This window comes from Granulicatella balaenopterae, assembly GCF_900111135.1.
In the GTDB taxonomy this organism is placed as follows: domain Bacteria; phylum Bacillota; class Bacilli; order Lactobacillales; family Aerococcaceae; genus Granulicatella; species Granulicatella balaenopterae.
This window is the reverse complement of the sequence record NZ_FOGF01000026.1, coordinates 19,866-32,876: the sequence shown is the minus strand read 5'-3', so window position 1 is coordinate 32,876 and position 13,011 is coordinate 19,866. Positions and strand designations below refer to the sequence as shown.

Here is a 13,011-nt window from a genome sequence, read left to right as displayed (position 1 = left end):
CAAATTTGTAGCCATTGTGGCAATAGAAAACATCTCAACCTAACTGATAGAACATATTGTTGTGAATGTGGTCTTGAGTTAGATAGAGATATAAATGCTGCACTGAATATAAAAAACGAAGGACTTAGAATCCTCATGAGTGCATAATAAAAAATAGGTTATAGTAGGGTAGGAACTACCCAAACTTATACGCTTGTGGACTTTTTGTAAGACGGAGGAATAATCCATTAGATTAGGAAACGCAGGAGAGGACGAAACAAGAAGCACCTAAGCTTTAGCTTAGTGTGTAGTTCACAAGGATAGTGTATAATCTAACTGATAAAATGATAGCGCATTCTTGTATTTGGACAAGTGTCTATAAAAATGATGAAAAATTAATAAATTGGCAGAAATAATGAATAGATACAGGACAGGTGTCTTTGAATTTGTTTTTTCTTCTAATTATAATGATATATGAAAGGTTGATTATAAATGTTATTACAAAATATGGTAAAAGAGATAGAAAAATATCCAGAAATAAAAGAGATATTATCATCATGTCCTTTAGAGATTTTATCCCAAATAGAGATTGTTGAATTTGAAAAAGAAAAATTTAATTTATATCAAGACTGTCAATATAACTATACATACATTGTGTTAACGGGCATAGTAAAAGTATATTTACTGTCAGAAAAAGGGAATCAAGTAGTGTTGGATATTTATCGAAGAGGGAATTTTATTGGTGAACAAGAAGCGATTATCAATAGACCATATAGCGCATCTTTAATTAATACAACAGATGTAACACTATTACGATTGCATAATCGAGAATTTGTTAAGTGGCTGAATAGCGACCAACAATTGAGCACAAAATTTATTACGAATCTATGTGATCAATTATATCATCTGACCAAACGAACACAGCGCTATAGCTTACAATCAGCACGTGAGCAAATTTGTGCTTGTTTATTATCGTATCATTCGAAAAATAAGCAAGTAACACGGGCGGATATCTTAGATGAAGTGGATACATCTTATCGTAATTTGAATCGTATTTTGAAGCAACTTGAAGAATTAGGCATTATAAAAGTTGGGAAAATAGCGATTGAAATCATTAACCTTGAAAAGCTTAACAATATTTTATGAAGGCGAGGTAGTTACAAATGGAAGATAAACAACCACATATTCAATTAACATCAGAAATCAATGTAGAAGATGCAATTATCGTTGGCGACCCTGCTCGAATTGATGCAGCAACACCATTATTACAAGAAGTAGAAGAATTAGCGTATAACCGAGAATTTCGCTCAATAACTGGGCGATATAAAGGTAAAAAAATATTAGTGATATCTACCGGTATTGGAGCACCATCTACCGCAATTGGCGTAGAGGAACTAAAAAATATAGGTGTCAAACGGATTATTCGCGTAGGATCAGCAGGCGCAATGCAAAAAGGAATTGATTTAGGTGAAATGATTATTGCAGAAGGCGTAGTACGCGATGATGGACTAACTAAAAATTATGTACCAAAAGCATATCCAGCCGTACCTGCTATTAATTTATTGCTTAAAGCTAAAAAATACGCACCAACCGCTAATTATGGCATTGTAAGATCACATGATGGATTTTATATGGATAATAATGCAGAAGTAGAAGAATTTTGGTCTAAAAAAGGTATTATCGGAGCAGACATGGAATCAGGTGCTTTACTTGTTATTGCTCGACAAAGAGGTATGGAAGCTATGTCTATTTTAAATAATGTTGTCTTATATCAAGAAGACCTATCAGAAGGGGTTAATGATTTAGTACAAGGTGAAAGCAATGTAGCATCCGGAGAAAAAGCAACATTAAACTTAGCGCTTGATATTTTAGCTGACTAATACAAATAAAAGATATAAGGAGAATGATGATGGAAACCACAAAACACTCTTGGCTATATAGTCAATTATTCACAAACTGGAAGAAATTTGAAGTGATTTATGTATCGTTATTATTATTATTACAAGTTGTTGTGTTTGTAATTGCACCAGACAGTATTATTGGGATGGTCTCAGGATTATGTGGGGTGTTATGTTTAGTTTATGGAATGAAGGGGCGTAAGATTTCATTTTTATTTGGGATTGTACAATGTTTAGCAATGACCTATATTGCCTGGATTAGTCATGCATACGGCTCATTTGCAATGGATATTATTTACGTAATCTCGCAACCAATTGGATGGTTCATGTGGGGAAAAGATGAAGCCACACATTCTTTCAGCAAAGAGACTAGAAAACTTGTATTTGGTGGGGCATTTATCGCATGGGGAATTGGTTGGTTCATTTTAGCTCGTTTAAATGGACAACTACCATATTTTGACTCAATTAATTTCGTGGTAAGTTTAATTGCACAAGGGCTATACATCTTGAAATATAAAGAAAACTGGTCACTGTGGATTGTAGTAAATATCGCAAACGTCATCTACTGGACAATCCTAACCGTTCAAATGCTAACAGGACACAATGATGTCGCATCACTAGGTGTATACTTATCACAATCAGCATTACAATTTGCTTTATTATTCAACTCAATCTACGCACACCATGTATGGAATAGCGGAGAAGCTGATAACGAAGGTGGCGCAGCATAAAAAATATATAACATAAAAAGGAATGGCCTAGCGTAAAGTGATGTCATTCTTTTTTTGATGCAACAGGTAATCCTTTGAACAATAGATAGTCTAATAAAAGAAAGTAAGGTCATACAGAATATTGTAGGATAAGAAACAAACAAAAATTAGCGTAGTAACAAGGGTGAAAAAAGCTAAACATAAAAAATAGCGCAAAAACTAGCAAATATAGGCGACGTAGAAAGGGTATTCATACGAACTAAAGAGACACAAAAATAACAAACTCCAATTCCTCTAACAGTTTATGATAGAATGAAACTAACTAAAGAATATAAATTGGAGGTATTAATATGGGATTACTATCACACGCAGGACAAGGCCGATTCGAAACCGTCCACGAAGAAAACTTATATGAAGACTACATCCGCATCTTCCGCGACCAACAAACAGGCGTCAACTACCTAGGCATCAACTACGTGCCAATGAAGATAGAGAAGCCCTAATTTCCGGTTTAGAAGATGGTACAATTGATATGATTGTAACAGATCATGCTCCGCATACAGTCGAAGAAAAAGAATGCTCAATGACGCAAGCTAGTTTTGGCATTGTTGGTTCAGAGACAGCTTTTGCTCAATTATATACAGCCTTTGTTAAGACGAATAGGTGGACACTGCAACAATTAGTAGATTATCTAACCATTAAACCAGCCAAGGTATTCAGTTTGCCATATGGTCGCTTGGAAGTGGGTGGATTAGCAGATCTAACGGTGATTGATTTGCAGAAGGAATCGGTGATTGATCCGGATAGCTTTGAATCAAAAGGAAGAAATACTCCATTTAGCGGGCAAAAAGTATATGGCATGCCAGTGATGACCATTTGTGATGGCAAAATTGCTTGGCAAGCAGCAACATTTAAGGGGGAATAAGATGAATCAACAACCAATTATCGCATTAGATTTTCCAAATGAACAAGAAGTGATGGCATTTTTGAATCGGTTTCAAGGTGAAGCATTATCCGTCAAAATCGGGATGGAATTATTTTACCAGAATGGCTTTCATTTATTAGATAAGATTCGCACAATGGGGCATCAGATTTTTTTAGATTTGAAATTACATGATATCCCAAATACGGTTCAAATGGCGATGAAGGGTTTGGCTCAATTTGATGTGCAGATGGTGAATGTTCACGCAGCTGGGGGAAGCGTTATGATGCAAGCGGCGCGTGAAGGTTTGGAACAAGGAGCGCAAGGAAGCCAAGCTACCAAATTAATTGCCGTGACACAATTAACTTCAACCAATCCAATTATTGGCGTTAAAGAGCAGCAATTAGCGGTAAGTCTAGCCGATTCAGCACTGCATTATGCCCAATTAACTAAAGCGAGTGGCTTAGATGGGGTGGTGTGTTCAGCCTTAGAAAGTAAACAAATTGAATTAGCTTGTGGAAAGGACTTTTTAAAGGTGACGCCGGGCATTCGTATGCTGGCTAATCCGACTGATGATCAAAAAAGGATTGCGACACCAAAAATTGCGCGGATGAATGGTGCGACTCATATTGTTGTTGGTAGACCGATTACCAAAGCGCTTGATCCGGTGAAAGCCTATCAAGACATCTTACTAAATTGGGAAGAAGGTAAATAACATGATTGAAAAAGATTTGTTAGCTATTAAAGCGGTGGCCTTGAGCCCGGAAAATTACTTTACATGGACATCAGGGATTAAGTCACCCATCTATTGCGATAATCGTTTGACCATGAGTTATCCTACCATTCGTCGTCAGATTGCCAGTCAATTGGCAACTTTAATTAAAGAACAGTATCCGGATGTGGAAATGATTGCGGGTACAGCTACGGCGGGGATTCCTCATGCAGCTTGGGTGAGTGAATTATTAGATTTGCCGATGACTTATGTGCGTAGTAGTGCTAAAAAGCATGGAAAGACGAATCAGATTGAAGGCGTGATTTCCCCTGGTCAAAAGGTAGTTGTTGTGGAGGATTTGATATCAACAGGATTATCTTCTATTAAAGTCGTCAAAGCCTTAGAAGCGGTGGGTGCCGAGGTGTTAGGTGTAGTAGCTATTTTTTCATATGAATTAACAAAAGCTAAAGATGCCTTTCAACATGAAGGGATAGGGTATCATACATTGGGGCATTATGATCGTTTGATAGAGGTGGCGACTGAGGAAGGCTATATTGAAGAAAGACACATCAAAGAATTAATTAATTGGCGTAATCAGTTATAAACGTTTATATAGAAGAAACAAGCTAGAAAACGACAGAAATCGTGATATGGAAAAAACTAACTAGAAGTAAAACGATTGTAAAATGTGATTTTGCAATAAAACTAACAGCGACAAAACCCAATATACATTATTATAAGAAAATAAAATACCACTAGATAAGTTCCAAAGTAGCAGACTGACTTATTTAGTGGCTTTATTGATATGTATTGGTAAAGAAGTTCTCAAATTTCTATAAGCAAAAGATATTTTATAATGCACTTATTATTTACGAGCTACAAAATACTGCTTAATGGAATAGGGTATACATGGTTTCTGGAATTTTTTCGATTAAACGACTTGGTAAGACAATGTGTTCCTTGCATGCAATTAGGTCACCAATGTAACTATGAGTATAGACGGCTGATTTAACAGCATCAAGTAGCGAATTAGTTTGTGGTGTGAATCCAGCAATCATACCTGCTAAAACATCGCCTGTGCCACCAATGGCCATTCCAGGATTCCCCAGAGTATTACGCCAACAGTCAACGCTAGTCACAATCTTAGTCTCGTGACTTTTTAAGACTAAAATACCATGTGGAGCTTTTTCTTCAAGGAATAAACGACTATTTTCTAAGGTAATCTGCTCAATTTCAATACTTGAAATAGCTGAAAATTCACCTAAATGTGGTGTGAAAACAACTTGACTATTGATGGTAGGAAAATCTAGCTCTGCCCATATTCGAATAGCGCTAGCATCCATAATTAAGACTTGTTCTGGTGTAGCTTCCTGAATGACTTGACTGACTAATAGTGTACTAAATTCATTAATTCCAAGACCAGGTCCAATTAGTATGACATTATAGTTAGCTAAAGTATCTGCATGTTGGATTAATAATTGCCAATCTTTTACCATCGCTTCTGGTAAACGGGCATGAAGAGCAGCGTGATTACAGGGGGCAGTATAAGTAGTTACAAGTCCAGCTCCTGAATAAAGCGCACTACTACTAGCTAATATACCGGCTCCACCCATTTCTTCATTTCCAGCAATAATGGCGATTCGTCCGTAAGTTCCTTTAAAACTTTGAACCTCACGTGTTGGCAGTAAGCCTTGAACCGCATCAAACATTAAATCATACATGTGCTCAATCCTTTCTAATGAAAACGTTTTATATTAATAGTGTACAACGAAAGTAAAGAAAGAAGAAGGATAATTGTGAAAATAATAACTTTCGGTAAAGAATTTGATAAATCTCTATCATAATGATTGCTGTTGGGGAATTAGTTTTGTATGATGGTGGAGAGAGAAATAGGGGGAATTATGATGCAAAATTATGAAGAAAAAACAATTAAAAAAGAAACACTCTATGATGGTCGTATCTTTACAATAGAACACCACACCGTTTCACTACCAAATGGCAAAGAGTCAACACGTGATATTGTCTTACATAATGGGGCGGTGTGTGTGTTAGCGGTGAAGGATGAAAAGATTTTATTTGTGCGTCAATATCGTAAAGCCGTGGAGTCGCATGTCTTAGAGATTCCAGCTGGTAAGTTAGATACGAAAACGGAAGACCCACTAGAAGCTTGTAAGCGTGAATTAGAAGAGGAGACGAATTTCCGTGCGAATAATTGGAGTAAAGTAATGACTTTTTATCCTTCGCCTGGTTATTGTCAAGAAGCTTTGCATTTATATCAAGCAGAAGAGTTAGAAGAAGTCTTAGAAGGGGCTTTACCAGCTGATGAGGATGAATTCTTAGATATTGTCTGGATTGAATTAGAAGAAGCATTACAAATGATTCATAATGGCGAGATTATCGATGGTAAGACGATTATTGCCATTCAACAATACAAAATGCAGTTGCTAGAAAGTAAGTTAGCACGCATTGAAGAAAATCTTACAAAAGTCGCAAAAGAATTAGCGTAATGAAGGGGTAGTACCGCACAATAAGGGAGCGTAACTACTAAAGTAAAAGGAGATATTTATGGCGAAAAAACCATTATTAACACGTCGCTATTATCAAGAACAATTAGAAAAGCAACAAAGACGTGAAAAACTTGCGAAAAGTGTTGAAGAATTAAAAAGAGGGATTGAAGGGGAATTACCACCTGAAGTTGAATATGAACGACAACTAGAAGAAGTTGAACGTCAAAAAGAACCTTGGCCAGAGCGCTATAATCGTTATTTGAATCGCTGGTTGATTGCGATGTGTATCTTATTTGTAGTAGCAATTTTAGTGCAGATTATTGTATAGTCACAAGGCTGGGAACTTGGAAGTGTCTTATTGGAATAAAGTAGCCAAATGCTAGTAGTTTGAAATGCTGAAAATTTTGGATAGTTCTTAGCACTAAAAGTTCAAATTGTTTTTAGAATGAAAATACGTTATAAAAGTAAGAAAAACCACGCTCATTTTTATTTGGGCGTGGTTTTTGTATGGATTAGTAATGTTTTTGTTGTTGTTCTTGCTGACGTAATGTTAATAATTTATGGCGTAAGTCTTGTTCCATATGACTTAATTCCATTTCTGCTTTACGGCGGTTTTCACGTCCAGCTTGCTGAATTTGTAAAGTTTCTTCTAAGGTTTCAATTAAGTCTTGTTGTGTCTTTTGTAATGTTTCTAGGTCGATAATTCCACGCTCATTTTCACGGGCGGTTTCAATCGTTGAGATTTTTAACATTTCAGAGTTCTTTTGAATTAATTGATTAGTCGTTTCTGAAACTTGACGTTGGGCTGTTACAGCATTTTTTTGGCGTAATAAAGTTAAAGCAATCGCGATTTGGTTCTTCCATAACGGAATAGTTGTTGTAATGGATGACTGAATTTTTTCGGCTAGCACTTGGTTCGTATTTTGAATGAGACGAATTTGTGGTGCTTGTTGGATCGTCATTTGACGGGTTAATTTTAAGTCATGATTACGTTTTTCTAAGCGGTCTAGGAATTGATTCAAGTCATTGACGATTTGGACATCCATTTGGTCACCTGAAAAATTAGCTTTATCTAGTGCTTGTGGAATTAATTCTTGTTGTAGTTGCTCTATTTTTAGTTCACCAGCTGCAATATAAATATTTAAGGCGTCAAAGAAATCTTTGTTGCGTTGGTATAATTCTTCTAAGGCTAGATTATCATTTAATAGGCCATTTTTTTCGTGATCTAGGCGAATGGCAATTTTATCGATTTGTGTACCAACTTCTTGGTATTTGGCTTGCATTTCATAGATAGATTTTTTGATTTTACCAAACATACGCTGGAAGATATTACGGTCTTCTGCCATTAGTTCTTTTGGATCAGTCTCTGCTAGGCGGTTCATTAAGTCGGTTAAGGTGTCACCAATTTCACCAGTATCTTTTGATTGGACATGGGTTAACATGGAGTGTGAAAATTCACCTAATTGTTTTTGAGCAGCGGCTCCATAACTAATAATCGCTTGCATATCATGTTCATCAATTTGTTTGGAAAGGGCAAGGGCTTTTTCTTGTTGTTCTTGGGGTAAAGTTTCCAGTAAATTTTTTGGTTTATTGCTTAATTCCTGTGTTGGAAAGTCTTTGGATACATCGGTCATGGTCGGTGGTAGAGGTTGTTCTCCAAATGGGTTACTAATTAAATCATCTACCAATGATACATTTTTTCTTTCGTCAGTCATTTTATTTCCTCCTTATTAAAAATTATCAAAGCTATTTTCAAAGTCGTCATCATGATTATCTTTGCCATCAGCCGGATTGAAGTCTTTTGCAGTAGTTGCCTGCTGCATTTTTTGTCGGGCTAATTCGATTTCGATTTCAGCATCTTTAAAGTCATCTTTTTGAAAGGCTAAATAGTCATCCTCTATTGTTTGACATAATGCGTCAATCGTTTCAGCTGTTTTGTCTAAAGTGCGGTATGTTAATTGGGTTTTTGATACGTGATTGTCGATTTCTAAGTATTTGTCGATTAAGTCGTGAAGGGAAGGGATGTAGGAATATAAAAAGTTCGTTCCTTCGTTTAAACGATTTGGGTTATCAGCTAATTCTTTAAAGTAATCACGTAAGATAGCGACCATATTGTGACGGCGAGCAATGGCGGTTAATTTGTTATTGCGCCAGAAACTTGCTTCGATGTCGACTAATTGTTTTTTTGCTTTGGCTAGTTCTTGTCGGAAGAAGATAATTTCCTCGTCAGTTAAGCCAGATTCTTGATAGATTTTTTGGCGTTTGCGTGATAATGGTGGCAAATTATGATCTTGTTTAATAGGTTTATGGAAAGTAAAGTTCGCTAGACGCATTGATTTTGGGAATAAGATAATATAAGCAAGATAACTCATCCCCAAACCAAATAATAATGAGATAAAGTTAGCATCACGGAATAAATACTCCGTTGCAAAGCCCAGGCCAAATACAAAAGTAAATAGAATTAGAAAGGCTTTAATAATGATGGAACCAACCTCATAAGCTTTCGTATCACGATATTTATTAAATAGTATCTTATAGGCTGTATAAAACATTAATAATGCTGGTAAAAAGGTAAATTCATCATCAAAAAGAAAATAACCTTCAAAAACATCAAGTGAAGCGCCAAATATTAGGCACAATATCAAGCATATGAACGCTATACCACACCCTTCTTTAAATTTATTCATTTATAATTCCTCCTTCATTGTACAATTCATTACAAACTGTCATTACAAACTGTCCCTCTTTACATATAATATTTTACCATAGCTTGGGGAGCTTTTTATCGGACTAAAGAACCATTTTTTACTCAAAACGTTTTCAATGGAAAAAATACGTCGATTAAGTGTAAAAAATATAACAATTAGCCCAAACTGTACCATTTAGTTCGTGTTTTAGAACCTATTCATTGCGAAAGCCCACTAATTGCGTTAAAATATATTAAGTAAGTATAAACAGTAAGGAGTGGGAAAATGTCAACATTAGAAATAAAAAACCTACATGTATCAATTGAAGATAAAGAAATTTTAAAAGGTGTAAACCTTGTTATTAATACAGGAGAAATCCACGCAGTAATGGGACCAAATGGAACAGGTAAATCAACATTATCAGCAGCTATTATGGGGCACCCAAGCTATACAGTAACAGAAGGTGAGATTCTTTTAGATGGTGAAAATGTATTAGAAATGGAAGTTGACGAACGTGCTCGTGCTGGTCTTTTCTTAGCAATGCAATATCCAAGTGAAATCACAGGCGTTACAAATGCTGAATTCTTACGTTCTGCTATTAACGCTCGCCGTGATGAAGATGACAAAATTTCAGTTCGTGAATTTATTAAAAAATTAGATGAAAAAATGACTCTTTTAGATATGCCAGAAGCAATGGCTGAACGTTACTTAAATGAAGGATTTTCTGGTGGTGAAAAGAAACGCAATGAAATCTTACAATTAATGATGATTGAACCAACTTTTGCCATCTTAGATGAAATAGATTCAGGTTTAGATATTGATGCCTTAAAAGTAGTATCACGTGGCGTAAATGCAATGCGTGGTGAAGGCTTTGGCTCATTAATTATTACTCACTACCAACGCCTATTAAACTATATTACTCCAGATGTTGTACACGTTATGATGGAAGGTCGCATAGTCATGACAGGGGATGCTGAATTAGCAAAACGTCTAGAAGCTGAAGGGTATAAAGGTATCAGTGAAGAATTAGGAATTGAATTAGAACTTAACGATTAGGGGTGACATGATGGTTTTAGAATTAAATATGTGGCAAGAAAACATTCGTACGTTTTCAGCTATAAAAGAAGAGCCGGCTTGGTTTTTAGAGGAGCGTTTGAAAGCTCTAGAATTAAGTCAAAAGTTAGATTTACCAGTAATTGACCGCGTGAAATTCCATCGTTGGAACTTATTCTCGCCAGCAATTGGTATGGGAGATTCATTGATTTTAGATATCCCAACGCAAATTAGAACAGATATCGGTGCTGCAAAAATCGTCCAATTAGGTAGTGTATCATATTGGGAAGAGATGAAAGCAGAAGTAGCGGCTAAGGGTGTTATTGTAACGGAATTTTTCAATGCATTAGAAGAATATCCAGAATTAGTAAAAGAACATTTTATGACAAAAGCCGTTAAGATGGATGAAGATTCGCTAGCAGCTTATCACCGTGCCATGATGAATTCAGGTATTTTTGTTTATGTACCCAAAAATGTTGTCTTAGATGAACCAATTGAAAGTCATTTTGTACAAAATAGTACCATTGAAGAAGCTTTCGTAAAACACGTCTTAATCGTAGCTGAAGAAAATAGTTCATTCGAATATATTGAACGTTTTGAATCGGTAGGTGAAGTTAAAAATACAGCCAATATTATAGTAGAAGTAATTGCAAAAGCAGGTGCACAAGTTCGTTATACAGCAGTTGATAGCTTAGGTAAGTCAACTGACACTTACTTTAACCGCCGAGGATATTTAGGTCGTGATGCGAAAATTGAATGGGCATTAGGCGTAATGAATGATGGGAATGTCGTGGCTGATTTTGATTCAGAATTAATTGGAACAGGTTCACATTCAGAAGTTAAAGTCGTAGCGATTTCAACAGGTAATCAAGTACAAGGAATTGATACTCGTGTAACTAACTACGCCAAACATTCAGTAGGACATATTTTACAACATGGCGTTATTTTAGATAAAGCAACGTTAACATTTAATGGTATTGGTCATATTATTAAAGGCGCTAAATTTGCTGATGCTCAACAAGAAAGTCGTGTCTTAATGCTAAGTGAAGATGGTCGTGGCGATGCAAACCCAATTCTATTAATTGATGAAAATGAAGTGACTGCCGGACATGCTGCTAGTGTAGGTCAAGTAGATAAAGATCAAATGTTCTACCTAACTAGTCGTGGTCTATCAGAAGATGATGCGCAACGGTTAGTTATTCGTGGATTCTTAGGTTCAGTAATTGCGGCTATTTCAGTAGAATCAGTTCGTAAGACATTAATCGATATGATTGAAAAGAAATTAGGTGAATAAAGAATGAGTACTATCAATATTCGTAAAGATTTCCCCATTTTGGATAGAATTGTCAATGATGAACCATTAGTTTATTTGGATAATGCGGCAACAACGCAAAAACCAAAGCAAGTAATTGAAGCGATTAATCATTATTATGAGACAAGTAATGCTAATATTCATCGTGGTGTTCATACTTTAGCGCAAGAAGCTACTGACCAATATGAAGCCGTTCGTGAACAAACTCGTCGATTCATTAATGCTTCGTCAACGAAAGAAGTTCTATTCACACGAGGTACAACAACTAGTCTTAACTGGGTAGCACAAGGGTTCGTGAAAAATCTATTAGAAGAAGGCGACGAAATTTGGGTCTCTCCAGCAGAACACCATTCAAATCTTGTTCCTTGGCAACAAATTGCACGTCAAACCAAAGCACGTGTTGTTTATATGCCTCTTTTAGCAGATGGTCAATTAGATATGGCAACGATTCATAATACTTTACATAAAAAAGTAAAAGTCATGGCAATCGCCCAAGCTTCCAATGTATTAGGCACCATTAATGATGTCAAAACATTAGCAAAATGGATGCATGCCTATGATCATTACATCGTGGTCGATGGTGCTCAATCAACACCGCATATGACTATCGATGTACAAGATTTAGACTGTGATTTCTTCGCATTTAGCGGACATAAAATGCTTGCCCCAACCGGTATTGGCGTTTTATACGGTAAACAAGAACATTTAGAACAAATGGAACCCGTTGAATTTGGTGGCGAAATGATTGATTTCGTTTACGACTTTGAAAGCACATGGAATGAATTACCATGGAAATTTGAAGCTGGCACACCAAATATCGCTGGCGCAATCGGTTTAGGTGCGGCAATCAGCTATTTAGAAGCAGTTGGCATGGATAATATCCACCAACATGAAACAAGATTAGTTGAATATGTCTTACCAAGATTACAAGCCATTGAAGGTATTGAAGTATTCGGTCCAACTGAAGCTTCAAAACGTTCAGGAGTGATTTCATTTAATTTGAATTCCGTTCACCCACATGATTTAGCAACAGCTATGGATATGGAAGGTGTCGCAATTCGTGCCGGACATCACTGTGCGCAGCCGTTAATGCGTTGGTTAGATCAACCAGCTACAGCACGCGCAAGTTTTTACGCATATAATACTCTTGAAGAAGCTGAATTTTTCATTAATACCGTGAAAAAAGTCAAAGCATTCTTTGAAGATTTCGCATAAAGAAGTAAGTAGTTAG

General features: G+C 36.2%; 16 protein-coding genes. 13 read left to right on the top strand and 3 right to left on the bottom strand.

Annotated features, from left to right (window positions below):
• Window positions 1-3: 3 nt before the first annotated feature.
• The 8 genes from BMX09_RS10470 to pyrE all read left to right on the top strand — a co-directional run bounded on the left by BMX09_RS10470 (window position 4) and on the right by pyrE (window position 4,825).
• Window positions 4-147 carry a zinc ribbon domain-containing protein gene (locus tag BMX09_RS10470; RefSeq protein WP_407645243.1) on the top strand — a complete coding sequence of 48 codons (144 nt, stop codon included), beginning with the start codon at window positions 4-6 and terminating at the stop codon, window positions 145-147.
• A 324-nt stretch (window positions 148-471) separates the two neighbouring features.
• Entirely contained in the window at window positions 472-1,125 is a 654-nt protein-coding gene (locus BMX09_RS06740) for a Crp/Fnr family transcriptional regulator (protein ID WP_089747041.1), read from the top strand.
• Between the two features lie 17 nt (window positions 1,126-1,142).
• Window positions 1,143-1,859 (top strand): nucleoside phosphorylase, encoded by a 717-nt coding sequence (locus BMX09_RS06735; RefSeq protein ID WP_089747039.1) that lies wholly within the window; start codon window positions 1,143-1,145, stop codon window positions 1,857-1,859.
• 29 nt (window positions 1,860-1,888) lie between these two features.
• Complete coding sequence (gene pnuC, locus BMX09_RS06730; protein WP_089747037.1) at window positions 1,889-2,608, top strand: nicotinamide riboside transporter PnuC; 720 nt, start codon at window positions 1,889-1,891, stop codon at window positions 2,606-2,608.
• Between the two features lie 329 nt (window positions 2,609-2,937).
• On the top strand, window positions 2,938-3,090 hold the full coding sequence (locus BMX09_RS10100) for a DUF6440 family protein (protein WP_177159563.1): 153 nt from the start codon (window positions 2,938-2,940) through the stop codon (window positions 3,088-3,090).
• The gene (locus BMX09_RS06725; protein ID WP_281242682.1) at window positions 3,090-3,512 is read left to right on the top strand and encodes an amidohydrolase family protein; all 423 of its coding nucleotides are present in this window, start codon (window positions 3,090-3,092) and stop codon (window positions 3,510-3,512) included. Before BMX09_RS10100 ends, BMX09_RS06725 begins: the two co-directional genes overlap by 1 nt.
• 1 nt (window position 3,513) lies before the next feature.
• Window positions 3,514-4,224 (top strand): orotidine-5'-phosphate decarboxylase, encoded by a 711-nt coding sequence (gene pyrF / locus BMX09_RS06720; protein WP_089747035.1) that lies wholly within the window; start codon window positions 3,514-3,516, stop codon window positions 4,222-4,224.
• A gap of 1 nt (window position 4,225) precedes the next feature.
• Window positions 4,226-4,825, top strand: coding sequence for an orotate phosphoribosyltransferase (gene pyrE / locus BMX09_RS06715; RefSeq protein WP_089747033.1), 600 nt, complete (start codon window positions 4,226-4,228; stop codon window positions 4,823-4,825).
• Between the two features lie 286 nt (window positions 4,826-5,111).
• On the opposite strand, the gene BMX09_RS06710 is transcribed toward pyrE, so the two are convergent.
• The gene (locus BMX09_RS06710; RefSeq protein ID WP_089747031.1) at window positions 5,112-5,942 is read right to left on the bottom strand and encodes an NAD(P)H-hydrate dehydratase; all 831 of its coding nucleotides are present in this window, start codon (window positions 5,940-5,942) and stop codon (window positions 5,112-5,114) included.
• Between the two features lie 183 nt (window positions 5,943-6,125).
• Here BMX09_RS06710 and BMX09_RS06705 point away from each other — a divergent pair, with 183 nt between their 5' ends.
• Together BMX09_RS06705 and BMX09_RS06700 are read left to right on the top strand one after the other, a co-directional pair.
• On the top strand, window positions 6,126-6,728 hold the full coding sequence (locus tag BMX09_RS06705) for an NUDIX hydrolase (protein ID WP_245711140.1): 603 nt from the start codon (window positions 6,126-6,128) through the stop codon (window positions 6,726-6,728).
• Window positions 6,729-6,786: 58 nt separating this feature from the next.
• The gene (locus tag BMX09_RS06700) at window positions 6,787-7,056 is read left to right on the top strand and encodes a hypothetical protein (protein WP_089747029.1); all 270 of its coding nucleotides are present in this window, start codon (window positions 6,787-6,789) and stop codon (window positions 7,054-7,056) included.
• Between the two features lie 184 nt (window positions 7,057-7,240).
• Here BMX09_RS06700 and BMX09_RS06695 read toward each other — a convergent pair whose 3' ends face one another.
• Together BMX09_RS06695 and BMX09_RS06690 are read right to left on the bottom strand one after the other, a co-directional pair.
• Entirely contained in the window at window positions 7,241-8,443 is a 1,203-nt protein-coding gene (locus tag BMX09_RS06695; RefSeq protein WP_089747027.1) for a toxic anion resistance protein, read from the bottom strand.
• A gap of 15 nt (window positions 8,444-8,458) precedes the next feature.
• Window positions 8,459-9,415, bottom strand: coding sequence for a 5-bromo-4-chloroindolyl phosphate hydrolysis family protein (locus tag BMX09_RS06690; RefSeq protein WP_089747025.1), 957 nt, complete (start codon window positions 9,413-9,415; stop codon window positions 8,459-8,461).
• A gap of 285 nt (window positions 9,416-9,700) precedes the next feature.
• Between BMX09_RS06690 and sufC the strand changes: the two genes are divergently transcribed.
• The 3 genes from sufC to BMX09_RS06675 are packed head-to-tail and all read left to right on the top strand — an operon-like array spanning window position 9,701 to window position 12,995.
• Entirely contained in the window at window positions 9,701-10,471 is a 771-nt protein-coding gene (sufC, locus tag BMX09_RS06685; protein WP_089747024.1) for a Fe-S cluster assembly ATPase SufC, read from the top strand.
• Window positions 10,472-10,478: 7 nt separating this feature from the next.
• Entirely contained in the window at window positions 10,479-11,762 is a 1,284-nt protein-coding gene (gene sufD, locus BMX09_RS06680; RefSeq protein ID WP_407645253.1) for a Fe-S cluster assembly protein SufD, read from the top strand.
• Between the two features lie 3 nt (window positions 11,763-11,765).
• Window positions 11,766-12,995 carry a cysteine desulfurase gene (locus tag BMX09_RS06675; RefSeq protein ID WP_089747020.1) on the top strand — a complete coding sequence of 410 codons (1,230 nt, stop codon included), beginning with the start codon at window positions 11,766-11,768 and terminating at the stop codon, window positions 12,993-12,995.
• Window positions 12,996-13,011 lie beyond the last annotated feature (16 nt).